Genomic DNA, 23985 nt, shown 5'->3' with positions numbered 1-23985 from the left:
TCGGACCAAGTAGTTATTGAAAATCCTATGGCTGGCGGTTGTCCAGCACCAGTTCCTGCTGGTCGGCGTAGCCTTCGTAGCTGGAGGTTACAACCCGGTCGCCGGGTTGCAGGCCCGCCAGCACTTCGTAGTAGTCGGGATTCTGCCGCCCCAGCCGGATGGCTACCCGTTGGGCCCGGGTGCCGTCGGCCCCCAGCCTGAACGCCCAGTTGCCCACGGTTTGCTGGTAAAAGGCGCCTTTGGGCAGCAGCACCGCCGGGGCCTTCGCACTCAGCGCCAGCCGGATGGGCAGGGTCTGGCCCCGCCGCAGGCCTGGTGGCGGGGTGCCGGTAAAGGCCAGGTCGATTTGCAGGCCTTTGGCCACTTGAGCGAAGATTTTGGTCACGCGCAAGGCATACGCCTGGCCATCCACCACCACTTCGCCCACCTGACCGGTTCCGATGCGGGCAATGTAAAACTCGTCCACCACGGCGTGTAGTTTCACGCCCGCCAGCGCGTCAATCTGCCCCAGGCGCTGGCCCCGCGTTTTGGCCTCGCCCACTTCCGCCGCCAGCGAGCTGAGCCGACCGCCCACCGGGGCCCGCAACAGCAGGTCGTCCATCTTGCGCCGCATCAGGGCTAAGTTGCTGGTCATGCGCCGCACCGATTCCTGCATGGTGCCCAGTTGCTGCTGCATGGCCACCGAGTCCTGGCGCAGGGTCTGCTGCGTGAGCTGCCGTCGGCGCAGCTGGTAGCGGTAGGCGTTCTGGCTTTGCAGGTAATCCTGCCGCGCAATCACCTTCTGGTCGTACAGCACCTGGTTGGTGTCGAACACCCGCCGGGCCTCGGCCAACTGAAAGTCGATGTCCGCCAACTGGTTCTGGCGCAGGATGCGGTTTTGCAGCAGCTGGTTGCGGGTATTGCGCAGGTTGTTCATCAGGTCATAGACGGCCGTTTCGCGGTTTACCATTTCCAGTTGCAGGTCGGGGTTGGCCAGCCGGAGCAGGGGCTGGCCCGCCGTCAGGGTCGCGCCTTCTTCTACCAGCACTTGCTGTATCGTGCCGGCCTCCACCGCGTCCAAGTACACGGTGCGCAGCGGCTGCACCACCCCGTCGATGGCCGTGAATTCCTGAAAATTACCCCGCGTAACGGGACTGATAGTCAGCCGGCTGGCCGCGACGTGCAGCCGCTGCCCCGGCCGGGGCCAGTAAATGCTGGCTACTCCCGTGCCCGCCAGCACCAGGCTCCCCAACCACCACCAGCGGGCAACAAACCACCACTTTTTCTTCGGTATCAGGACATCCATTCGGTTCGGCGCAGGAACTAGTAGCAAAAAGCTATTGACCGGAGCTGCCAAGAACGGTGCCTTTGTCGCAAGTTCTTTCTAATCAGAATTATGCGTTTAAGCCTTGTTTGCCAACTGCTGCCGAACGTCCGGTTTTGATACAGTTGAACGTTCGGTTCTGATACAGTTCGAATCTAATGACGAACTTAAAACTGCCTGGCCGATTGAAATCCAGTATTTTCCGAGGTCTGCACGGTTTCTGTTGCCTGCGTTGGGACGGGTACCTGCTAGCCCCGACTTTTACGTTTTACCTACCCTTTTCACATGATTCCCAAGCACGCCCGCATCCTGGTGGTTGACGACGAGCCCGATGTGCTGTTCGCCCTCAAGCTGTTGCTTAAAACCGAGGTGCGGGAAGTCGTAACGGAGAAAAACCCGGAGCTGCTGCTCTCTCTGATCCGTCAGCAGCACTTCGACGCCGTGCTGCTCGACATGAATTACCGCAGCGGCCAAGCAACGGGCAACGAAGGCTTCTACTGGTTGGACCGCATCCGGGAGCACGACCCCACGACGGCCGTTATCCTTATAACCGCCTATGGCGACGTTCGCACGGCGGTGCGCGCCCTCAAAGCCGGCGCCACCGATTTCCTGCTTAAGCCCTGGCACAACGGACAGCTGCTGCAAACGCTGGCTGCCGCCCTCCAACCTAAAACCGGCAGTAAAAGCGGAGGCACCCCGAAAAAAGTAGTCGGGCCTGCCGCGGCCACCGCTCTACTGGGCGAGTCATCCGCCATGCAGGAAGTACGCGCCATCATTGAAAAGGTCGCCCCAACCGAAGCCAACGTGCTGTTGCTCGGCGAGAACGGCACGGGCAAGGAGTTAGTCGCCAAATCTCTGCACGAGCAGTCGCGCCGCGCCGCCCGACCCTTTGTAGCCGCCGACGTGGCCGCGCTCAGCGAGGGGTTATTTGAAAGCGAGCTGTTCGGGCACACCAAGGGCGCGTTCACGGATGCCCAGGCCAGCCGCGTGGGCCGGTTTGAGGCGGCCACCGGAGGAACCTTGTTTCTAGACGAGATTGGCAACATTGGCCTACCCCAGCAAGCCAAGCTGCTCACGGCCCTGCAAAACCGCCAAGTGGTGCCCGTGGGAAGCAACGTACCCGTCCCGGTGGATATCCGGCTGCTGTCGGCCACCAACGCCCCGTTGCATGCCCTGGTAGCCCGCGGCACCTTTCGCCAGGACCTGATGTACCGCCTCAACACCGTTGAAATCACGCTACCGCCCCTGCGCGAACGCGCCGACGACGTGCAGCTGCTGGCCCAGCACTTCGCGCAGGTGTATGCGGCCCGCAACCGGCAACCCGTGCCGGAATTCAGTGCCACCGCACTGCGCAAGCTCCAGGAGCATACTTGGCCCGGCAACGTGCGGGAACTGCAACACGCCGTGGAGCGGGCCATTATCCTGGGGACCGGACCCGTACTGCATTCGGCTGATTTCTCGTTTCGGAACCCCGAATCGGCCACTGCTTCCGCGCCAGCGGCAATCGTGGCTGAGAATCCGCTGCCGTTGCTGGAAGTAGAAAAAAACACCATCCAGCAGGCCATTGAGCGCCACCAGGGTAACCTCACCAAAGCGGCCAGGGAGCTGGGCCTCACCCGCACCGCCCTCTACCGTCGGCTCGACAAGCATGATATTTAATCGCCTGGACGTGCGCCTGCTGGGACGGTTGGTACTGCTGATGGCCGTGTTAGCCGGCGGCGGCTACGTCGCGCTGCACCACGCCGACGGGCTAGCTCTGGGGGCCCTGGTGCTGCTGCTACTCCTGGTCCTGGACCTGGCCCGCTATCTGACGCGTGGCCAGCAGGCCCTGGCCGACTTTACGCTGGCCCTTAAGTACCGGGATTTTTCGCGGCAGTACCCGGCGCAGTCTGCCCCGGCATCGCTGCGCCCCTTGCACGAGGCCTTCAACCAGGTCAACGCCACGTTTCGGGAGTTGCGGGCCGAGCAGGAAGGGCAGTTTCAATACCTGCAAACTATCCTGGCGCTGCTCGATACCGGCATCGTGTCCTACGATGCGGCGGGCAACGTGGCCTGGGTGAACGAGGCGTTTAAGCAGACGCTGCACCTGCCGTACCTGAAAAACATTTGGGCGCTACACTCCCGGCAGCCGGTTCTGTACGAGGCCATCTGCCAGGCGGTGCCTGGCCAGCCCGTGGTGGTGAAGCTGACGGTGGGCCTCCAAACGGTGCAGCTGCTCGTATCCGCCACCCAGTTTAAGCTACGCGGCGAAGCGTTTACACTAATAGCTTTCAAGAACGTGAGCCAGGCCCTGGCGGATACTGAAACGGCTGCCTGGCAGCAACTGCTACGGGTGATGACGCACGAAATCATGAACTCAGTCGCCCCCATTGCTTCGCTGGCCGATTCATTGGGCCGCCACGTGCAGCGCGCCCGGCAGCAGGCAGCCTCCGCCGAATTGCTCGACGATGTGGGTACCGGCATTCGCATCATCCAGCAGCGCAGCGAAGGACTGCTTCGCTTCGCCCAGGTATACCGGAACTTTAGCACCCTGACCGCGCCGCAGCGCACCACCCTGTACGTGCAGGAATTGCTGCAGGCCACCCGGCAGCTCCTGGCGGAGCAACTGGCTGCGCAAGGCATCGAGGTCACCCTCAGCGTCCGGCCCGCGCACCTCACCCTGCACGCCGATGGCCACCTGCTGGAGCAAGTGCTCATCAATCTGGTGCTCAATGCGGCCCAGGCAGTCACCCAAACCCCCAACCCGCGCATTAGCCTGCTGGCCTGGCCCGATGAACAGCAACGGGTGGTTATTGAAGTGAAAGACAACGGGACCGGTATTCCCGCCGACGTGCTGGACAGCATCTTCATTCCTTTTTTTACCACCCACCCGAATGGCTCCGGGATTGGGCTGAGCCTGGCCAAGCAGATTATGCAGTTGCACCAGGGTAGCATTCAGGTGCAATCCGTGGAAGGGGCAGGCAGCGCCTTTCAGCTTTGGTTTCCCGGTCTGGCTACATTGCGGTGAGCATTTGACTCGCGCCGTACATTAGCTGGAAGTCTGGCGAGCTTACGAACGATTCACAGTTCAGCTAACCACTGACAGATAGACTAAGCTCAAACCAGATAGACCTGGTAAGACTTTAATTACGTCCCATGTGCAATGGCCTCTACCCCAGAATTTGTCGAATTTGTCGTTGAGCAGTTTAACGGCTCCGGTCACGTTACCGCTAGGAAAATGTTTGGGGAATACACCCTGTATTGGGATAGTAAGCCCTTTGCCCTGGTTTGTGACAACAAACTATACTAGGACTTACGCACTTTAGGGTAATTTAGGAAAACCGCCCGCTCATGCTGACCCAAACCACTTACATCGAGTACCTGCTCAGTACGCCCACGAACTACACGTGCACGCATTTGGCGGCCCATCTGCCCGAGGTTAGCCACGACCAGGTGAACCGATTTTTGCGCACGCGTAATCTGCCTGTCAATCAGTTGCGCACGTTAGTCGCCCCCTTGCTTCACGACTCCCCGGAGGCCTTTTTGCTCGTCGATGACAGCGTGCAGGACAAACGCTACAGCCGTTTCATCGATGTGGCTAAGCGTCAGTACTCGGGCAACGCACACGGCATGGTCACCGGCATCGGGTTAGTCAACCTGGTGCACAGCAGCGGCGCGGCGGGCGATTTTCTGCCCCTGGACTACCGCGTGTACGCGCCCGACGACGACGGGCAGACAAAAAACGACCATTTTCTGGCGATGTTTGACCAGGTCGTGGCCGAAGACAACCTGTTGGCCCGCACGATCTTATTTGATTCCTGGTACGCGGGCAGCACGAATTTAAAGCGCATTCACCGCGCGGGTTGGACGTTTTTCACGACCCTGAAAAGCAACCGGTTGGTGAGCCTGGCCAAGGAAAGCGGCTACCAGGGCCTCGACACGCTCGACCCGCCGCCCCAGGGCTGGAGCCAGGGCGTGGTCGTGCGCCTGAAAGAAGTGCCTTTTGGGGTGAAGCTCTTCAAGCTGGTGGCCACAAACGGCGACATTGAATGGGTCATTACCAACCATTTGGCCGCGCATCTGACCCGCGAAATGGTCATTGAGGCCGTGCAGGTGCGCTGGCAGGTCGAGGAGTTTCACCGCAGCTTCAAGCAACTGACCGGTTCTGAGAAATGCCAGTGCCGCAACGCAAGGGCGCAACGCAACCACCTGACTTGCTGCTATCTGGCGTGGGTATCGCTTCGCCAACACGCCCGCCGGATGGGCCAAACGATGTATCAGGCCCACCAACAGCAATGGGCACCCTACCTGCGGCAATTGCTTCAAAAACCCCTTATTCAGGCACTTATGTAGTCGAGTGCGTAAGTCCTATATACGTTAAGCCTACTGCAGCGGGGCGGGCTTTCTTGCCGGAAGTAACCGAGGCCGCGCCTTATCCAGGCGCAAAGCCCTGCCTCCTGGTTGAAGAGCAGCTAGAGGACCGGGAGTGGCTGGCAAATCTAGCCCGCCTGACGGTGGAAGAATTGCCGGAGCCCAAACCCAAAACTAAAAAGCAGCGCGGCGGCCAGTAGTGTAAATGCACGATGCCGTCTACCGCGCTGGCTCCCCGTCGTACCACTCACCCAGGATCTTCCGCCAGGCTTCCAACACCGCCGGCGCCAGCAGCCGGGCCTTGTCCTTAGCATACCGGTCCGTTACGTCTTCGTCGGCGTGCCCCAGTACTAGCTTGGCTAGGGCTTTATTGCCGTTGCTGACCTGCTTGAGCAGCGTGCCCGCCGTATGCCGCGCCGTGTGGGTGCTGATGACCTGCCAGATGGGCCGCCAGTTGTGCATCACCCGGCCGCCCGTAATCAGCCGGTCGTCCCATTCCCGGGTCAGGCCCGCGCCTTTTGCTATTTCCTTAATCCAGTCGCCGCGCTGCTGCCAGTTGCGCGCCGGAAAGTGCCACCCCCACCGTTCGCCAATGTTTACCGCAATAGGAGGCAGGGGCACGGCCGCGTCGTTGCCCGTCTTACCCTGCGCGTGCAGCAGCGCCGGTACTGAGCTACCATCGGCCAAAGGCAAGGATATCCGCTCGCGCTTGTCGAACTTCTCCAGGTCTTCATACCGCCGCCCGCTGAATAGCTGAAACAGCCACCGGTCCCGCTCCTCCGCCAGGTTCTCCGAAGTCGGCCGCCATTGGATAAGCTTGCGGACCTCCTCCATCTCCAGATCCAGCTGCGGGGCATTCTTAGCCGAGTATTGCAGCCAGGCCATGTCCGCTTTCAGGTTCAGCTGCTCCAGGCATTTGCGGATACCCCCGAAATGCACCTTGATGGTCGCATCCGACTTCTGCAGATCCAGCAGGTGCTGCTGGTACTCCTTGGCCACCTTCTGCGTTACCTGCCCCGGCCGGAGCTCTGGCCGCCATACCTCCATCATCGTGGCCAGCTGATCGTACTTGCGCAGCGAGTCCTTGGCCAGGTTGCGGTTTTCCGCTTTCCATTCTTCCAGCACCTGTCGGAAGGTGGGGGTAGCTTCTTCTCTGGCCGCTACCGGAGCCGCTACCTGCCGGGTTTCAGCCGGCAGCAGTTCAGCCAGCATGGCTGCCTTGCTCACCTTGTGGAGCGGAGCCGCGTCGTAGAGCCGGTTGAACGTATCACTTACCTGCTTGACCAGTTTGGAAAGGCGGGAGTTGATGTTGTAGTGAAAGTCGGGGTGGGTAGGTACCGTGCCTTCCTCTTTCGCCGTCAGCTTGCGCCCGCCCATCACGGTTTGGGTTTCGCTGTGCCACAGCAGTTCAACCTCCCCGTCCTTGCCCTCGCGCAGCGGCAGGATAATTTCCCCGGTATCTACCTGAAGCTCTTCGCCATGCCACCGCGCCGTGAGGCGCACCGGGCAGAACCCGTTCTGGTTGGTAGCCGCCAGCCGCGGGTACAGCCGCACGCTGATTTTCTTCTTGTAAGTGGTGGGGCGCAGCATGGTTTTTCGATTATGTCCCGGTTTAGTTCCCGGTTTATGTCCCGGTTTACAACCAAACTAATCGAATAAAATCAAATTTCCAAGCACTTCACCCGCTCCGAAACCCCTCGAATAGCCCCGAAAAGGCATAAACGAAAAAATGCCCGCCGGTTAGGGCGGGCATTTTAAGCATTGGCGCTCCCTCCTGGGCTCGAACCAGGGACCCTCTGATTAACAGTCAGATGCTCTAACCGGCTGAGCTAAGGAAGCGGTTATGGCCACGATTATCTATCGTTGCGGGTGCAATATTAGACTAGCAGGTTGGATGTTGCAAGCCTTTCACTGAAAATATTTGTATAAAATCAGTTAATTAGTGATTGTCAGAATGTTACCGGAGAGGGCTGTGGCGTACCGACGTAAGGGTAAGTTGGCAGGGCCACCCGATACCTGCCCTTGAAAAGAGAACTGCGACTTGCAGCAGGGGTCGACCAACTGCACGAACGGCGAGATTTTGACTCGGGCACAGGTGTCAAGCGACTGATACGTGCACGTTCGCTCGAAAGCCAGATAAGTACTGGCGTTCTGCCGCACCACAATCAAGCCATTGACGCCTCCTGCATGATATACGGCCCCGTTGTCGAAGCGCAGTGCGCTATTCTGCTGATCGGTGAGATACAGCACCTCATTAAAGGAGGTAAGGGGAATTTGGGGCTGAGCTTCGGAACTAGCTCCGCAGCTACTAATGGCTGCGCACGCTACCAGAGCCGACCAAATAAGAAACGTACGTGGGCAGCCAGATGGAAACATAAAAGGTTTGGCTTGAGGGATTACATGTTGCATACTAACACAACACCATTGAAGTGGCGGTAGAACGCGCCGCAACAGGGTTCTTGTTCCACAGCAACCACTTGGTAATAGTACACGGTCGTAGCACCGTATTATTGTACGCCTTCAAATTGCCGTAGGAACCGCAAGTCATTCTCGGTGAAGAGGCGCAGGTCTTTAATCTGATATTTGAGCATCGTGATGCGCTCAATGCCCATGCCCCAAGCATAGCCCGAGTAACGTTCCGGGTCGATACCCGATTGCTGGAGCACGTTGGGGTCGACCATGCCGCAACCACCAATCTCCACCCACCCGCTCTGCTTACAGATGTTGCAGCCCTTGCCTTTACAAATTAGGCAGGTAATGTCAATTTCAGCGCTCGGCTCGGTGAAGGGAAAAAAAGACGGCCGAAACCGGATATGAATATCCTGCCCGAACATTTCCTGGACGAAGTAATAGACGGTTTGCTTCAGATCGGCGAAGCTAACGCCTTCATCAATGAAGATACCTTCCACCTGATGAAACATCATGTGAGCCCGCGCTGAAATAGCCTCGTTGCGGTACACGCGGCCCGGCATAATACTACGGATGGGCGGCTGTTGGCTTTCCATTACGCGCACCTGCACAGTGCTGGTGTGCGTGCGTAGCAGGGCGTCGTGGGTAGGGTTGGCGGAGTTGCGGGTTACGAAGAACGTGTCCTGCATGTCGCGGGCCGGGTGATTTTCGGGGAAATTCAGCGCCGTGAAGTTGTGCCAGTCATCCTCAATTTCTGGCCCTTCGGCGACGTTAAAGCCAATGCGGGAGAAAATTCGGACCATCTCTTCGCGCACTAGGCTCAGCGGATGCCGTGTGCCCAGCGTGTTGGGCACCACAGGCAGCGTGTAGTCGAAAGTAGGATCGGCGGGGGCATTTTGCGTGGCCGCTTCCACCTCCTGCTGGCGCTGCGTGAATTTATCGAGAGCCAGTTGTTTCAACTGGTTTAGCTCCTGGCCAACGGCGCGGCGTTGGTCCTGCGGCACCGTTTTGAGAAGATCGAACAAATCGGCCAGTTGTCCTTTGCGCCCGGTGAAGGCGATGCGGAACTGCTCCAGCTTATCGGGAGCGGTAAGGTCGTAGGCTTCTATTTCGGCGCGGAGGCGGTGGATTTGGTCCTGCATAGTCCGACAAAGGTACGCTTCCGGCGCAAACCCTACGCGTCAGCTGTCGGCTAGGGCAGGAGTGAGGAAGGCCCCGAAAAATACTTGGTACGATTGCTGCAAAACGACTGATATAAGCGGCACTGAAGACCGGACGCGGGGCGCCACCCGTTCGAGTCATACGCTACGGTAAGGGCTATGCGCCCGGTCTATCTTTCACTCCTCCGTCTTCCCTGAATTTATGAACCGTTTCCTGTCTTTGGCTTTTTTCTTCTTCGTTGTAAGTGCCGCTTCGGCCCAGGCGCAGTCCCAAAACACGTCGGTGGCTCCCGCTGCCGACTGGTCGCAGCCCGTACTGGACCCCTGGACGATGGGGGCACCTACGATGGCGGTAGAGAAAACAGAGGTGCCGGCTGCTGATCCTGTGGGCTACAACATGGGCTGGAGCAGTGCCCCCGGCATTAGCCTAAGCCTGCACAATAAGCCTAGCACTGATTATTGGGGCCGGCCGCTCAAGAAAAAAGCAAAAAACAACCTTACTACCGCATCAGCCGCCCAAGCGGTGGCGGTGGCGGATGGCAGCACCGACCCCATGATGCAGTCTTCGGGCGTGATGATTGCCCCCGGCATGAATACCGCTCCTTACAGAGGTGTCAGTACCGATTACTGGGGCCGTCCGGTGCGCAAAGCCAAGCGCCAGGATGCCAAAGTTGCGGCCAAGATTGCTAAGGCGTCGTCGGTAGCTACAGTGGCTAACTCGGCGCAATAAGCGCTTCGCCGAAAATCGTAGAGTACCGTATGAGAAACCAGAGTGTGTTCCACCTTTTTTCGGGTTTCTTATGCGGTACTCTCGTTTCATCTTCTGGCTGCTAATGCTGGTGATGGTGCCCGCCGGGGCAACACAGGCGCAGACCAAGCGCGCCAGCGGCTACCACAAAAAGGCTGCTCCGGCTCGTTCGCGCGCGGTGGCCCGCACCGCAACGGCGCGCCGCTACAGCGACGAGGACCGCCAGCGGCTGGCGCCTGGTATGCGCATCAATATGCCCACGCCACCGAGTACGGATTACATGGGCCGCCCACTCAAGAAAAAAGTGGCGAAGCCTGCTTCCACTAGCTCTACTATTTCTTCGGGCCAAACGCCTCCCGCGCCTCCCGCGTCGGCCCCAGGGCGCAAGCGTCGATAAACTAAATATCGGCTCTACTCCAATAGTTACGAGAAGAGTAGATATTTTTGTCCTTTCAGGCACAAATCCTTTTGTTTTTTCGTAGTAGGGGAAAGTAAAATTTTCTCTGCCACTTGTTCTCTCGCTATGCTACGTCCCGTTTTTTCGTGCCTTTTGCTGGTTGCCGTATTGAGCACCTCGAACGCACTAGCCCAGCAAAGCCGCTCGAAATCGGCTAAAAAGCCAGCTGCCGCTGCGCCCGTTGCTGAACCTCAGCCCGCCCCAGTAGCTGTAGAGCCGGCTGCCAGCAGCGGTTTCGCTGCGCCCGCCGCCGGCGCCGCTGAATCCAACGTGCAGTCCAACGGCTTCGCCGTGGCGCCCGGCTTCACAGCCGCTCCGTCGCACCGGGTTCGGATGGATTACCGCGGACGGCCTTTGGCTCCTTATATCAAGCGCAATGTGAGCGTGAATACGTCCGCTGTGGCCCCGGCACCTATGACGGAAACCGTCGCACCAGCCACCGCCGAACCCGCTGTAACCACAACCGAGGTGGCCGCTCCAATGGCTGCTCCAGCCAGCAAGTCCGCCTCGGCTTCGGCTTCTAAAAAAGTGAGCAGCGCTGGTGCCGCGCCGGCTGCCAAGAAGGCTGCTGCTCCCGTTAAGAAAGCCGCTGCTCCCACCAAAAAAGCTGATACCGGCTGGGGTTCTTCCGGCGGTAGCGGCTGGTAATCGGCTTCAAAAAATACAGCCATAAAAAAGCCCAACCGTCTATCGGTTGGGCTTTTTTGTGTCCGCAATACGTGAGGCTTATTGCTTAGCGGCAAGATCAGCTACTTCCGGGGCCGCCACAGTGGCCTGGGCGCGGTAATAAAGCGTGCTGCTGTTTTCGGGTCGCAAAATATCCTGGGCCATAGCCAGCAGGCCTTCCGAAGTGACCGCCTGCACTTGGGCGCTTTCCTGGTTGGCCAGATTCGTGTCGCCGAGGAGCTTGCAGTAGGCCAGTTTCATTGCCCGATTGAGCAGCTCAATTTCTTCGAACACAATGCTGGTTTCGGCTTGGTTCTTCACTTTTTCCAACTCTTCCGTCGGTACCAGGCTCTGCCGTAGCTCGGCTACTACTGCCTCCACGGCCGCATCGGCTGCTTCCATGAGCACTCCTTTGTTGAGGCGCCCGCTGATGACAAGCAGACCTGGTTCGAGAGAGCCCGTGCAGGATGCCGATATCGAATTGAACAGCGGAGTATCTTTCACGAGGCGCTGGTACAGGCGCGACGATTTTCCCCGGCCCAGCACGTCGCTCAGCAAGTCGGCGGTGTAGTAGGTGTCATCGGGCCGGGCGGGCATGTGGTATACTTTGTAGAAGGCGTTGGCGGGCACATCGGCCGTTATATCGAGCCGGCGAGGAGCCGTTTGGCGCGGCTCGGCGGGAAGCTGCCGCCGGTAGGGCTGGCCGGCCGGAATGGGCTCAAACCATTTTTCTGCCAAGCGGCGCGCCTCGGCCACCGTCACGGCTCCGGCCACTACCAGCACAGCATTGGTGGGCGAGTAGTGCTTGCTGAAAAATGCCCGCACATCGTCCATAACGGCATTTTCGATATGGCTGATTTCCTTGCCAATGGTGGGCCACTGGTACGGGTGGGTGTGGTAGGCAAGGGGGCGGAGCTTGAGCCACACGTCGCCGTAGGGCTGGTTGAGGTAGTTCTGCTTAAACTCCTCGACCACTACTTTACGCTGCACTTCGAGCCCGTTTTCCGAGAAGGCCAGGCCCAGCATCCGGTCCGATTCCAGCCAGAAGCCCGTTTCGATATTGGCCGCCGGTAGCGTGAGGTAATAGTTGGTGATGTCGGGCGACGTAAAGGCGTTGTTTTCGCCGCCTACGTATTGCAGCGGCTCGTCGTAGCTCGGAATATTGACCGAGCCCGAAAACATAAGGTGTTCAAATAGATGCGCGAAACCGGTGTGGGCCATGTCTTCGTCGCACGAGCCGACGTTGTAGAGCACGTTCAGAACGGCAATGGGTGTCGTCGGATCCTCGTGCACAATGCAGCGCAGGCCATTAGTAAGAGTGAATTCTTCGAAGTGAATCATGAAGCAATATACTAGGAGGAGCTAAAGATTGATAACCCGGGAAATGCGCACTGGGTTCGAGTACGCGTGGGCTGCCTGAACAAGAGGCGTGGCGGCCACCAAGCTGTTCGGGCACCTCGCGGCAGCTTATCCCGGCGTTTGGGTAGCTCACGGTACTATAAAGAGACAGAGTGCGGGACAAGGTAAACATCGTTTAAACCAACGGCTGAGGCCTGTTGGCGTGCGTTGCGCTCCGCCATAATTTTCCTTTCGCCCAAACCTGTACTTTTACCCCGCCTACTACCCACCCTCCCTTTCTCCGCTATGAACTTCGACCGGAAAGACTACTCCAACGATATCCTGCTTCACCTCTACCAAGGCTTGCTCAAGCCGCGCATGATTGAGGAAAAAATGCTCATTCTGCTCCGGCAGGGCAAAGTCAGCAAGTGGTTTTCGGGAATCGGGCAGGAAGCCATTTCGGTGGGCAGCACCCTGGCGCTGCAACCGGACGAGTATATTTTGCCCCTGCACCGCAACCTGGGTGTCTTCACGGGTCGCAACATTCCGCTCGACCGGCTTTTTGCGCAGTGGCAGGGTAAAACAACCGGCTTCACCAAAGGCCGCGACCGAAGCTTTCACTTCGGCACCAATGAGCACCACATCGTGGGCATGATTTCGCACCTGGGGCCGCAGCTGGCCGTGGCCGATGGCATTGCTTTGGCCGATGTGCTGGCAAAAACGCCGCGCGTCACGCTCACCTACAGCGGCGATGGCGGGGCCTCCGAAGGCGACTTTCACGAAGCCCTGAACGTGGCGGCTGTGTGGCAGCTGCCCGTCATCTTCGTTATCGAAAACAACGGCTACGGCCTGAGCACGCCCAGCCGGGAGCAGTTTCGGTTCAACTATTTCGTCGATAAAGGCCCCGCCTACGGCATGGAAGCCGTACAGATAGACGGCAACAACGTGCTGGAGGTGTATGATACCATCAGTCGGCTGGCCGAAGACCTGCGCCACAACCCGCGCCCGGTGCTGGTGGAAGCCCTGACTTTCCGGATGCGCGGTCACGAAGAAGCGTCGGGAACGAAATATGTGCCCCAGGAGCTATTTGAGGAATGGGCGCAGAAAGATCCGGTCGAGAACTACGAAAAATGGCTGCTGGCCGAAGGAATCCTGGACGAAGAAGCCCGCATGCGCTTCCGCGAAACCATTAAGCGCGAAATTGAGGAAGGCCTGCGCGTAGCCGACGCCACTCCCATGCCCACGGCCAGCGTGGAGGAAGAAGTGGCCGACATGTATCAGCCCTTCGAAGCGCCGGAGCAGAACCCGCCCGCCGACGGCCCCACCACCGACAAGCGCTACGTCGATGCTATTTCCGATGGCCTGCGGCAGAGCATGGAGCGCTACCCCGAGCTGGTGCTCATGGGCCAGGATATTGCCGACTACGGTGGCGTATTCAAGGTCACCGACGGCTTCGTGGCACAGTTTGGCAAAGGGCGGGTGCGCAACACGCCGTTGTGCGAGTCGGCCATCGTGGGTGCGGCACTGGGGCTGAGCATCAAAAAGCAAAAGGCGATGGTAGAGATGCAGTTCGCCGATTTCGTGACCTGCGGCTTCAACCAGATTGTAAATAACCTGGCCAAAAGCCACTACCGCTGGGGCCAGAACGCCGATGTGGTGGTGCGGATGCCCACCGGGGCCGGGTCGGCGGCCGGGCCGTTTCACTCCCAGAGCAACGAGGCTTGGTTTACGCACACGCCGGGCCTGAAAGTGGTATTTCCGTCTAATCCGCACGATGCCAAAGGTCTGCTCAATGCGGCCATTGAAGATCCCAACCCGGTGATTTATTTCGAGCACAAAATGCTCTACCGCTCCATCAGCGGGCCAGTGCCGGACGCCTACTACACCACGCCCATCGGCAAGGCCGCGTTGGCCCGCCAGGGCGACGACCTAAGCATCATTACCTACGGAGCCGGTGTGCACTGGGCTACGGCTTTGGCTGAAGAGCTGAACCTGAACTGCGATATTCTCGACTTGCGCACGCTGTTGCCCTGGGATGAGGAAGCAGTGCGCCAAACGGTTATCAAAACCGGCCGCATCATCCTCTTTCACGAGGATACGCTCACCGGCGGCCTCGGCGGCGAAATAGCGGCCTGGATTGGTGAGCATTGCTTCGAACACCTCGATGGACCCGTGCAGCGCGTGGCTTCCCTCGATACGGCTATTCCATTTGCGCCCCCTTTAGAAAAATCTTTCCTGCCCCAGCAGCGCCTGCGCGAGCGGGTCGAAAAGCTGCTGGCCTACTAAGTTTGCTCCGGACTCCGGCACTTTCCGTGGCCGGAGTCCGTGCGGCTCAGTATCTTGTAGGCTAATTCCTCCGCTTCGGCCTGATTTCTGCCGCCTTATGACTTTCTTTCTTTTTCGCGGGTTGCGTCGGCTATTAGCACTGGGGCTGCTCAGCTGTCTGCTGTCCGTCACCTGTCATCCTTACCGCATTCCTAACCCAACCGGCCCACCTCGGCCGAAGGTAACGAAGGCAAAAAAGGTGGACAATGAGGCTGCCGATGGGAGAAGCCTGGATGTGGCCACCGAAGCCAAGCCGATAAAGAACCGCTACGATAAGCACGATATGCTGAAAAAGCCCAAGTACAAGAGTCGGAGGTTGAAGAAGAAAGTAGGCCAGCGGACAATTTTTGGATTTCCACTGCCCTTCTAACCACCACATTCTACACTTTTTGCGTATAAAATCGGGCCTGAGCACTGCCTCTTCGTCCACTTATCCATCTAAGTAGTCAAGCATTCTTTTATCCCGAGTTGTATGCGTGTAGTCTGGATCGTTGCTGGGTTATTGGTAGGAGTGAGCACCACGGCCTCGGCGCAGCTGGAGGATATGTATCCGGCGCGGCAGCGTGCCGAAAACCGGCGGGCCTTGCGCGATGCGCACAAGGTGAAGGCCGAATACAAAGAGTCGCATCTAGCAGTAAACAAAACGGCGCTGCAGCGCGGCGAACCAGGCACACCGCAGCAACCTAATGATGGCCGGCAGAGTTATAAGTTCGACAATGCCGGCCTGCCCCGCGTGAGCGAACCGCAACACCTAGGACTAGGCCTGCGCAAAAAGAAAAAAGCGACGAAAGAATAACCATATGAGTACTCCCTGGCAGCCCCTCACCGAAACCGAACAGCTCACCGACATCGTGCGGGAGTCGCATGAGCACCCTGTGCTTATCTTCAAGCACAGCACGAGCTGCTCCATCAGCGCCGCCGCCAAAAGCAAGCTGGAACGCCAGTGGCCCGAAGCTAACTTGGCCGACGTGAAGATTTATTACCTCGATCTGCTGCGCTATCGGCCCATTTCGGCCGAAATAGCTACCAAGTTCAGCATACGCCACGAGTCTCCCCAGCTATTGCTGATTCAGGATGGTGAGTGCCGGTTCGATGCCTCGCACATGAGCATCCGGTTGAGCGATGTGAAGAGTCAAATAACGTAACTGCACCGTATGCCCAAACGAAAATCCGGGCGTGGCGCGCTGCCTGTTGCCGTTACAGCAAAGGCGCTTGTGGCACGTCCGGCTTCGGGCAAAACAGAGTTTACAAGTCGTATGAAAACTGAACCTGCTGCCGTATTTCAGGGTTCAGACTGATAGCTACCGGACAGGTACGGGCGGCATTTTCGAGTAGTGTACGGTCTTTGGTAATCAGCACCGCTGGCAGCCGAAAGTGTACGTCAATTTGAGCAATGCGCCGTGGCTCTGCCATCATATGCTTACTCACTTCGAAACTCACACCCGTCAGATTCAGGTGGTGCCGCTCGGCTACGATGCCCATAATGGTCATCATGCACGTGCCCAGGGCCGTACTGACCAAGTCGGTGGGGGAAAATGATTCTCCCTTACCGTGGTTATCGACGGGAGCATCGGTGAAAATAGTGGTGCCCGAAGCGCTATGAATAGCTTCGGTCCGGAGGTTTCCAAGGTAGTGGGCAGTAGCGGTGCTCATAGTCAGAAAGTTGGCAATACAATGCTCGCAAATTTACGTACTTTAGGTGGTATGGCCCCGCCACTGCCTTATTCGCGCTTTATTCTCCCATTTCTAGCTCCTGTGCCTCCCGTGCGTAACCTCTATACATTTGGTTTCAGTCTGCTGGCCTTACTTGGGGCGTCTTCTCAGGCCCAGGCCCAAAGCTCCGATGAGCCCTCCTACCGCAAGGAGTTTACGTACGGCGTTAACTTCAATACCCGCGGCGGACTTATCGGGGGAGTCGCCGTGCGCTCTACGCGGGTACTGGACGAGAAATGGTCCCGCTTCTGGGGCATTGAAGGCGTGGAGGTGAAGCACCCCAAGGAGCAGCGCCATCTGAATCCCAACACTGGCGGCTCTTACGTGTATGGCAAGTCGAACTATATGTTTGTCGTGCGGCCTTCCTTTGGGGTGCAGCGCGTGATTTTCCGCAAAGCACCCGAATCGGGCGTGCAGGTAAACGCGCTGCTTGGCGGAGGGCCATCCATTGCGCTGCTGATGCCTTATTACATCTACTACGACTACACGATTCTGGAAAACGGTGGCGGCCGCCCCGTGCAGGAGGACATTCGTAGCGAGCAGTATAACCCGTCGGTCAATTCTTCGGAGGCCCGGATCGTTGACCGGGCACCAATTTTTTCGGGTGCCAGCCAGACCCAGGCTAAGTTTGGGGCCCACATCCGGGGCGCTTTGAGCTTCGAGTATGGTCGTTATCGGGATGCCGTAGCGGGTATCGAAACAGGCTTTATGTTCGAGCTCTACCCGAAGAACATCACCATTTTGCGCGCTCAAAACATCAGCGACGGCACGCTGAATACCAACTTCTACCCCTCGGTATATCTGACGCTCTATATCGGCCATCGAAGCTAAGGCCATTCGTAGTCGCGCTTCAGGGCGAATAACAGGGACTTTTCGGCCGTTTGAGTGTTTGTACTCCGACGCCTGAGAAGTCCTTGGTTTTTTAGCCATCCGCCTCGGATGGTATTCATAACTGCTAACTGACTACTACCTTTGTAGTATGGATGAATTGTTGTTGACTTTGCCTATCATTCAGCCCGGCATGGCTACTCCGGCCTTACCTGCTAAGCCGCGCAAGCCTGATTGGCTACGCGTGAAGCTACCGGTAGGCCCTGAATATGCCAAAGTACGCCGCTTGGTGGAGGAGCACAAGCTGCATACTATCTGCGAGAGTGGAAACTGCCCCAACATGGGCGAATGCTGGGGGGCCGGCACCGCTACCTTCATGATTCTGGGCAATGTATGTACCCGGTCCTGCTCCTTTTGCGCCGTCGCCACTGGCCGCCCCAATGAGTACGACACCGACGAGCCCCGCCGCGTAGCCGAAGCCATTCAGCTGATGGGTGTGAAGCATGCCGTGCTTACGAGCGTGAACCGGGATGAGCTGAAAGACCGGGGTGCCAGCATCTGGTACGAAACGGTGGTGCAGGTAAAACAGCTCAGCCCCGAAACGACCATCGAAACTCTGATACCGGACGTAAAAGCCAACTGGGCCGCCTTAGATACCATGATTGCCGGGGGCCAGGAGGTAGTGTCGCACAACATCGAAACTGTGGGCAGCCTTTACCGTTTGGTGCGGCCCCAGGCCAAATACGACCGGAGCCTGGAGCAAATCCGCCGGACCAAGGACGCCGGTAAGCGCACAAAGTCAGGGATTATGCTGGGCTTGGGCGAGAAGCAGGATGAAATGTATCAGGCCATGGATGACCTCGTTGCCAATGGCCTCGATATCCTCACGCTGGGCCAGTACCTACAGCCCACAAAGCGCCATTTGGAAGTTGCAGAATTCATTCATCCGGATGTTTTTGCTCATTATCGGGAAGAAGGATTGCGCCGGGGGCTGAAGTATGTAGAATCCGGTCCGCTGGTGCGCAGTAGCTACCACGCCGAGCGGCATGTGAACGTACCGATCTAAGCGGCTTACTACTAAAAGGCAAAAAGGCGACTCCCGAGAGGAAGTCGCCTTTTTGTTGGCCATTGCACTTGCTTTAGCGCTTCGCCTGAGTGTCGGTAGGCGGGTAAGAGCCGAGTACGCTGCCTACGATACGGTAGGCTTCCTGCTCGGAAATGGTTTGCTGGTCAATTTGAGCCTCGCCGAAACCGCGCCACGCCAGTTGCTTACGCTTGGCATCGACCAAGTCGATGATGACGGTGCCCGCTTTGTAGTCGGTGATGGGCTGGTAAGCGCCCCGGCCGAAAGCGCCATAGCCATAACCATAATATGGATAGCCGAAAGGCGAGCCATAACCGGCATTGGAGCGCTGTTTGTCTTCCACTTTAGCACTGTAGGCAACATAGACATCGGGGTTTTTATCAACCCGGGTAAGGCCTTTCTTCACCATCTCCGACTCCACAGCCGTGCGCAGGCGCGTATCGAGAAAGGACTGGTAGCCCTCAGCCGGACCACCTTCGCTATCGGTTGGCTGCTGCGGATACCAAGCCCACGTTTTGAAAGCGCGGAAGTTAACGGAATGGTCGAAGTCGGAAGTGACGCCTACGCGGGAAGTCATGGCGCAGCTGGTAGCACCCAGCAGCAACGAAAAGCCCACGGCAGCCAAAGCAACCGGGCGGGCAAAGAAGCGGGATATACGGTTCATCGGTGGTTTATCAGATAGTTAAGGGAATACCCTCAGCACGTTATTCAGCCGAGTAAAGAGGGCCAAAAAAGCACTTTTCAGGTTTGCGATTTTAACGTTTACAGCTAGGCCAACGTTCCCAAATACTAGAATAGCAGCATGTTCCAAGTAGAAAATTTTACGCAAAAACTCTCTTTAGCCTTGAAATACCTCTATCTTAACCCGCCTAACGCCACCTTATGACCAAACGCATACTCCACGTTTTTACGCTGGCAATGCTTGCTTCTTGCAGCACTGCCAGCGAGACTTCCACTACTTCGCGCGCCAACCGCACTCCTGTTGCCTATAATACCGTGGTAGAATGCATTTTGTACGATGGTATGAGCAAGCAGTCGGCCCAACTAACGACTGTTGGCTCTGGTATGGAAGTGCAGGTAATGGATACCGTCGATGCCTACTTCGTGAAGGCCCGGGTAACCAAGGACGGTAAACCCTTGACCGGGTTTATGTACCGCACGTGCTTTCCGCAGCGCTAAGTGGGTGCAACGAACCCAGTACAGTAAAAGTTACTTAACAAAAAAGAGCCGCTCCTTCCGGAGCGGCTCTTTTTATGGAGCGAAATGATGTTAGTACGATGGACCTTTATCGGTCGCTACTAGCCGCTCTTCCTGGTCGGCGTACTCCTCAGTGGAGGTGCAAGAGCAGATCAGGTTCCGGTCGCCGTAGGCGGAGTCGATGCGGCTGACGGTGGGCCAGAACTTGAACATGCGGGCGTACTCGGTGGGATACACAGCCTGCTCACGGGTGTAAGGGCGCGTCCAGTCGTGGGTAAGCACCGTAGCGGCGGTGTGCGGAGCGTGCTTCAGCAGGTTGTCTTTTGCATCGGCGCGGCCTTCTTCCACTTCCCGCACTTCCTGCCGGATCAGAATCATGGCTTCGCAGAAACGGTCCAACTCTTCCTTGCTTTCGCTTTCGGTGGGCTCAATCATCAAGGTGCCCGCTACCGGGAATGATACCGTAGGCGCATGGAAACCGTAGTCCATCAAGCGCTTGGCAATATCTTCTACCTCAATGCCGGCCTTCTTGAACTGGCGGCAATCCAGAATCATTTCGTGGGCGCACCGACCATTCGTGCCCGTGTACAGCACGGGGTAGTGCTCTTCGAGGCGAGCCTTGATGTAGTTGGCGTTTAGAATAGCTATTTGGGTGGCAGCTTTCAGGCCCTCGCCGCCCATCATCGAGATGTAGGCGTAGGAGATGGGCAGGATGCTGGCCGAGCCCCACGGAGCCGAAGACACGGCACCAGTGGCTTTTTCGTGGTCTACTTGTACCACTACGTGGCCGGGCAGATAAGGAGCCAGGTCGGCTACTACGCCAATCGGGCCCACGCCGGGCCCGCCGCCGCCATGCGGAATGCAGAAGGTCTTGTGCAGGTTCAGGTGGCATACGTCGGCTCCGATGGTAGCAGGCGAAGTGAGACCCACCTGAGCGTTCATGTTGGCGCCGTCCATGTACACACGGCCCCCGTGCTGGTGAATCGTGGCGCAGATATCAATGATGGTTTCCTCGTACACGCCGTGCGTGCTGGGGTAAGTCACCATCAGGCACGACAGATTAGCCGAATGCTGCTCGGCCTTCGCCCTGAGGTCGGCCACGTCGATATTGCCGTCTTCGGTGCTCTTTACCACCACTACCTGCATGCCAGCCATCACGGCCGAAGCGGGGTTGGTGCCGTGGGCCGAGGCCGGAATCAGGGCGATGTTGCGGTGGCCTTGGCCGCTGCCTTCGTGGTAAGCCCGAATGACGAGCAAGCCCGCGTACTCGCCCTGCGCGCCTGAGTTGGGCTGCAGGCTCACAGCATCGAAGCGGGTTACTTCGCACAGCCACGCTTCGAGGTCCTCAAAAATCTGCTGGTAGCCCTGGGCTTGCTCGCGCGGCGCGAAGGGGTGCAAGCTGCCGATTTCGGGCCACGTCACCGGAATCATTTCGGCAGTGGCGTTGAGCTTCATCGTGCACGAGCCGAGCGCAATCATGGAATGAGCCAGGCTCAAATCCTTGTTTTCGAGCTGCTTCATGTAGCGCAGCATCTCGTGCTCGGCGTGGTGCGAGTTGAAGATGGGGTGCGTGAGATAGTCGCTTTGGCGCACCAGGGCGGCGGGCCACGTCAGCTCTACTTGCGCCGGAATTTCCACCGCGCTGTTGGCCGACTTGCCCAGCACTTTGGCGAAAATGGCTACAACGTCGGCTACATCGGAGGCCTCGGTGTTTTGGTTGAGCGAGATGCCTACGCTGGTCGTGTCGAAGAAACGGAAGTTGATGTTGGCCGCCTCCGCTTCTTTCTTCACCGCCTGCTGGAGCTCGGCGCTTTCCAGGCGAATGTTCAGCGTGTCGAAGTAGAATTCGTTCACCTGCTCGGCACCCAAAGCGGTCAGCTCCTTCTCGAGTAGCTGGGTCAGGGCATGAATGTTGGAGGCAAACTGGCGGATGCGCTGCGGCCCATGATACACGGCATACATGCCCGCCAGCACCGATAGCAGTACCTGCGCCGTGCAGATGTTGCTCGTTGCTTTTTCGCGGCGGATGTGCTGCTCACGGGTCTGTAGCGCCATGCGGAAGGCTTTGTTGCCGGCTGCATCAATGCTCTGGCCGATAATACGGCCAGGAATCACGCGCTTGAAGGCATCTTTCGTGGCCAGGAAGCCGGCGTGCGGGCCGCCATAGCCCATCGGTACGCCGAAGCGCTGAGAGTTGCCCACGCAGGCATCCGCGCCCATTTCGCCGGGCGGGGTGAGTAGCGTAAGGGACAGCAAGTCGGCGGCTACCGTTACGAACAGCCCATTGTCGTGGGCTTGGCTGATGAAGGCAGTGTAATCGAAAACCTGCCCATCGGCGGCGGGATATTGCAGCAGCACGCCAAACAGCGTTTCGTCCGTGAGGTCAGCCGTGCGGTGGTCGCCTACTACCAGCTCGATGCCGAGCGGCGTAGCGCGGGTACGTACCAGGTCGATAGTCTGGGGCAGCACGAGCTCCGAGACGAAAAAGCGGTTTGCGTTTTTCTTCTTGCTTTGGCTGTGAAACATGTGCATGGTCTCGGCGGCGGCGGTGCCTTCGTCGAGCAGGGAGGCATTGGCAATTTCGAGGCCCGTGAGGTCAATTACCATCGTCTGGTAGTTGATCAGGGCTTCGAGGCGGCCCTGGGCAATTTCGGCCTGGTAGGGGGTGTAGGCCGTGTACCAACCTGGGTTTTCCAGAATGTTGCGCTGGATTACGGCCGGCATCTGGGTGTCGTGGTAGCCCAGGCCGATATAGTTTTTGAAGATCTTATTCTTGCCGGCAATCTGCTTGAACTTCGCCAAAAAAGCCCGCTCCGTGAGGGCAGCGGGCAGGTTCAACTCGCGCTTGAGCCGGATGGCGGCGGGCACGGTTTCGTCGATGAGCTGCTCGACCGAGTCCACGCCGATAGTGCGGAGCATTGCGGCCACGGTTTCGGCATCCGGACCATTGTGGCGGTCCAGGAATACATCGGCGGGCTTGGTTTTCAGAATCATAGAAAAGAGCTAGAAATGGCGGTAGAAAAGCCCGGTGGGAGAGTGGGGCCCACAAAGGTAAGACGAAAAGGTGAGGCAGCCTTACGGCCAAAGGTGTAGTTTTGCCCGGAATCCCAGCCCTACTCAACGTGTTACCACCCAACCCGAAACCCATGCGAAAAGTTACCCTCGGCATTCTTCGCGAAGGCAAAAATCCGCCCGATAAGCGTGTGCCGCTTACGCCCAAAAAGTGCGTGGAAGCCCAGAGCACATTTCCGGGCCTGACCGTGGTGGTGCAGGAAAGTGCCGGCCGCAGCTACTCCGACCAGGAATACCGCGACTTGGGTATCGAGGTGCGGGCCGACGTAGCCGACTGTGATATTCTGCTTGGTGTAAAGGAGGTACCTGTAAGCCAGTTGATTAATGAAAAAACGTACCTGTTTTTCTCTCATACAGTTAAAAAACAGCCGGCCAACCGTGCCCTGTTGCAGGCGGTAGTGCGGCAGAACATCACCCTGATCGACTACGAGATGCTGACCAACGGCAACGGGGAGCGAATCGTGGCCTTCGGGCGCTACGCTGGCATCGTGGGGGCTTACAACGGCCTGCTGACTTACGGCCTCAAGCACGACCTCTACAAGCTGAAGCCCGCTTACCAGTGCCTGGATATGGACGACATGCAGGAGGAGTTCTTCAAGGTGCGGGCATTGCCACCCATCAAAATGGCCGTGACCGGCTCGGGCCGCGTGGCGCAGGGGGCCTTGGAAGTGCTGGACCGCATGGGCATTCGGCAGGTGAGCGTGTACGACTTTCTGTATCTGGATTTTGCGGAGCCCGTGTATGCCCAGCTCCGTAGCAGCGACTACAATGCCCGCATCGACGGCCGGGTGTGGGACACGCCCGATTTTCACCGCAACCCACACCTGTATAAGAGTACGTTCGACAAGTTTCTGCCCGTCACCGATCTGCTCATTGCCTGCGCCTATTGGCACCCAACGGCCCCGAAGCTGTTTGCGGAAGCCGATACGCGTCAGCTCGGCTTTCGTATCAATACTATTGCCGATGTTACGTGCGACGTGGACGGCTCTATCCCGTGTACGAAGCGAAGCACGACCATTCAGCAGCCGCTGTTCGACTACAACCCGCACACCGGCGGTCTGGAGGAGGCATGCTCCGGGCCCGATAATATCACGGTAATGGCCGTCGATAACCTGCCCTGCGAGCTGCCGCGCAATGCCTCCCGCGACTTTGGCCGCCAGCTGCTCGATACGGTGTTTCCCCACTTGCTCAGCGCCGATGCCGATGCTGTTATCGAGCGGGCAACTATTGCCAGCGGCGGCCAGCTGGCAGAGCGCTACCAGTACCTCAGCGACTACGTTGCTGGTCCTGCCTAAAGCCAAAAGGTCTCGCTGCAAGGCGAGACCTTTTGTATGG

General features: G+C 58.2%; 23 protein-coding genes and 1 tRNA gene. 15 read left to right on the top strand and 9 right to left on the bottom strand.

Annotation, left to right across the window (positions count from 1 at the left end; translation table 11 throughout):
• Positions 1 to 25: 25 nt before the first annotated feature.
• Positions 26 to 1285: an efflux RND transporter periplasmic adaptor subunit gene (locus E5J99_RS11045; RefSeq protein ID WP_135497845.1), complete on the bottom strand. Its 1260-nt coding sequence runs from the start codon at positions 1283 to 1285 to the stop codon at positions 26 to 28.
• Positions 1286 to 1588: 303 nt separating this feature from the next.
• Between E5J99_RS11045 and E5J99_RS11040 the strand changes: the two genes are divergently transcribed.
• From E5J99_RS11040 to E5J99_RS11025, 4 genes are all read left to right on the top strand, one after another.
• Positions 1589 to 2962, top strand: a complete 1374-nt coding sequence (locus tag E5J99_RS11040) for a sigma-54-dependent transcriptional regulator (RefSeq protein WP_135497843.1) — start codon at positions 1589 to 1591, stop codon at positions 2960 to 2962.
• Positions 2952 to 4310: a sensor histidine kinase gene (locus E5J99_RS11035; protein ID WP_135497841.1), complete on the top strand. Its 1359-nt coding sequence runs from the start codon at positions 2952 to 2954 to the stop codon at positions 4308 to 4310. The genes E5J99_RS11040 and E5J99_RS11035 overlap by 11 nt, the downstream gene beginning before the upstream one ends.
• Before the next feature lie 135 nt (positions 4311 to 4445).
• Positions 4446 to 4592 carry a TfoX/Sxy family protein gene (locus E5J99_RS22255; RefSeq protein WP_135497839.1) on the top strand — a complete coding sequence of 49 codons (147 nt, stop codon included), beginning with the start codon at positions 4446 to 4448 and terminating at the stop codon, positions 4590 to 4592.
• A gap of 41 nt (positions 4593 to 4633) precedes the next feature.
• Positions 4634 to 5635 (top strand): IS701 family transposase, encoded by a 1002-nt coding sequence (locus tag E5J99_RS11025; protein WP_245318896.1) that lies wholly within the window; start codon positions 4634 to 4636, stop codon positions 5633 to 5635.
• 237 nt (positions 5636 to 5872) lie between these two features.
• On the opposite strand, the gene E5J99_RS11020 is transcribed toward E5J99_RS11025, so the two are convergent.
• The 4 genes from E5J99_RS11020 to pheS all read right to left on the bottom strand — a co-directional run bounded on the left by E5J99_RS11020 (position 5873) and on the right by pheS (position 9204).
• Positions 5873 to 7243, bottom strand: coding sequence for a hypothetical protein (locus E5J99_RS11020; RefSeq protein WP_135497837.1), 1371 nt, complete (start codon positions 7241 to 7243; stop codon positions 5873 to 5875).
• Positions 7244 to 7415: 172 nt separating this feature from the next.
• Positions 7416 to 7492 (bottom strand) — tRNA-Asn (locus tag E5J99_RS11015).
• Between the two features lie 96 nt (positions 7493 to 7588).
• The gene (locus E5J99_RS11010) at positions 7589 to 7903 is read right to left on the bottom strand and encodes a Rieske (2Fe-2S) protein (protein ID WP_135497835.1); all 315 of its coding nucleotides are present in this window, start codon (positions 7901 to 7903) and stop codon (positions 7589 to 7591) included.
• 257 nt (positions 7904 to 8160) lie between these two features.
• Positions 8161 to 9204 carry a phenylalanine--tRNA ligase subunit alpha gene (pheS, locus tag E5J99_RS11005; RefSeq protein ID WP_135497833.1) on the bottom strand — a complete coding sequence of 348 codons (1044 nt, stop codon included), beginning with the start codon at positions 9202 to 9204 and terminating at the stop codon, positions 8161 to 8163.
• 220 nt (positions 9205 to 9424) lie between these two features.
• Here pheS and E5J99_RS11000 point away from each other — a divergent pair, with 220 nt between their 5' ends.
• From E5J99_RS11000 to E5J99_RS10990, 3 genes are all read left to right on the top strand, one after another.
• Positions 9425 to 9952 carry a hypothetical protein gene (locus E5J99_RS11000; RefSeq protein WP_135497831.1) on the top strand — a complete coding sequence of 176 codons (528 nt, stop codon included), beginning with the start codon at positions 9425 to 9427 and terminating at the stop codon, positions 9950 to 9952.
• A 70-nt stretch (positions 9953 to 10022) separates the two neighbouring features.
• The gene (locus tag E5J99_RS10995) at positions 10023 to 10367 is read left to right on the top strand and encodes a hypothetical protein (protein ID WP_135497829.1); all 345 of its coding nucleotides are present in this window, start codon (positions 10023 to 10025) and stop codon (positions 10365 to 10367) included.
• Positions 10368 to 10493: 126 nt separating this feature from the next.
• Complete coding sequence (locus E5J99_RS10990; protein WP_167852080.1) at positions 10494 to 11075, top strand: hypothetical protein; 582 nt, start codon at positions 10494 to 10496, stop codon at positions 11073 to 11075.
• Between the two features lie 78 nt (positions 11076 to 11153).
• Here E5J99_RS10990 and E5J99_RS10985 read toward each other — a convergent pair whose 3' ends face one another.
• Entirely contained in the window at positions 11154 to 12434 is a 1281-nt protein-coding gene (locus E5J99_RS10985; protein ID WP_135497825.1) for a M16 family metallopeptidase, read from the bottom strand.
• A gap of 303 nt (positions 12435 to 12737) precedes the next feature.
• Here E5J99_RS10985 and E5J99_RS10980 point away from each other — a divergent pair, with 303 nt between their 5' ends.
• The 4 genes from E5J99_RS10980 (at position 12738) to ytxJ (ending at position 15901) form a co-directional block, all read left to right on the top strand.
• The gene (locus E5J99_RS10980) at positions 12738 to 14717 is read left to right on the top strand and encodes an alpha-ketoacid dehydrogenase subunit alpha/beta (RefSeq protein WP_135497824.1); all 1980 of its coding nucleotides are present in this window, start codon (positions 12738 to 12740) and stop codon (positions 14715 to 14717) included.
• A 97-nt stretch (positions 14718 to 14814) separates the two neighbouring features.
• Positions 14815 to 15126, top strand: a complete 312-nt coding sequence (locus tag E5J99_RS10975; protein ID WP_135497822.1) for a hypothetical protein — start codon at positions 14815 to 14817, stop codon at positions 15124 to 15126.
• 102 nt (positions 15127 to 15228) lie between these two features.
• Entirely contained in the window at positions 15229 to 15552 is a 324-nt protein-coding gene (locus E5J99_RS10970; RefSeq protein ID WP_135497820.1) for a hypothetical protein, read from the top strand.
• Positions 15553 to 15556: 4 nt separating this feature from the next.
• Positions 15557 to 15901 (top strand): bacillithiol system redox-active protein YtxJ, encoded by a 345-nt coding sequence (gene ytxJ / locus E5J99_RS10965; RefSeq protein WP_135497818.1) that lies wholly within the window; start codon positions 15557 to 15559, stop codon positions 15899 to 15901.
• Positions 15902 to 16001: 100 nt separating this feature from the next.
• Here the strand turns inward: ytxJ and E5J99_RS10960 are convergent, their stop codons facing one another.
• Positions 16002 to 16409 carry an OsmC family protein gene (locus tag E5J99_RS10960; protein WP_135497816.1) on the bottom strand — a complete coding sequence of 136 codons (408 nt, stop codon included), beginning with the start codon at positions 16407 to 16409 and terminating at the stop codon, positions 16002 to 16004.
• 111 nt (positions 16410 to 16520) lie between these two features.
• On the opposite strand from E5J99_RS10960, the gene E5J99_RS10955 reads away from it, so the two are divergent.
• Complete coding sequence (locus E5J99_RS10955; RefSeq protein WP_135497814.1) at positions 16521 to 17300, top strand: hypothetical protein; 780 nt, start codon at positions 16521 to 16523, stop codon at positions 17298 to 17300.
• A 160-nt stretch (positions 17301 to 17460) separates the two neighbouring features.
• Positions 17461 to 18363 carry a lipoyl synthase gene (gene lipA, locus E5J99_RS10950; protein ID WP_394345948.1) on the top strand — a complete coding sequence of 301 codons (903 nt, stop codon included), beginning with the start codon at positions 17461 to 17463 and terminating at the stop codon, positions 18361 to 18363.
• Positions 18364 to 18436: 73 nt separating this feature from the next.
• Here the strand turns inward: lipA and E5J99_RS10945 are convergent, their stop codons facing one another.
• Positions 18437 to 19045, bottom strand: coding sequence for a DUF4136 domain-containing protein (locus E5J99_RS10945; RefSeq protein WP_135497812.1), 609 nt, complete (start codon positions 19043 to 19045; stop codon positions 18437 to 18439).
• Between the two features lie 254 nt (positions 19046 to 19299).
• Here E5J99_RS10945 and E5J99_RS10940 point away from each other — a divergent pair, with 254 nt between their 5' ends.
• Positions 19300 to 19560 carry a hypothetical protein gene (locus tag E5J99_RS10940; protein WP_135497810.1) on the top strand — a complete coding sequence of 87 codons (261 nt, stop codon included), beginning with the start codon at positions 19300 to 19302 and terminating at the stop codon, positions 19558 to 19560.
• Between the two features lie 90 nt (positions 19561 to 19650).
• On the opposite strand, the gene gcvP is transcribed toward E5J99_RS10940, so the two are convergent.
• Entirely contained in the window at positions 19651 to 22572 is a 2922-nt protein-coding gene (gene gcvP, locus E5J99_RS10935; protein ID WP_135497808.1) for an aminomethyl-transferring glycine dehydrogenase, read from the bottom strand.
• 152 nt (positions 22573 to 22724) lie between these two features.
• On the opposite strand from gcvP, the gene E5J99_RS10930 reads away from it, so the two are divergent.
• Complete coding sequence (locus E5J99_RS10930) at positions 22725 to 23945, top strand: NAD(P)-dependent oxidoreductase (RefSeq protein WP_135497807.1); 1221 nt, start codon at positions 22725 to 22727, stop codon at positions 23943 to 23945.
• The last annotated feature ends 40 nt before the right edge of the window (positions 23946 to 23985 follow it).

This window comes from Hymenobacter elongatus (genome assembly GCF_004745955.1).
In the GTDB taxonomy this organism is placed as follows: domain Bacteria; phylum Bacteroidota; class Bacteroidia; order Cytophagales; family Hymenobacteraceae; genus Hymenobacter; species Hymenobacter elongatus.
The sequence above is the reverse complement of the archived record's forward strand: the minus strand, read 5'-3'. Positions and strand labels throughout refer to the sequence as shown.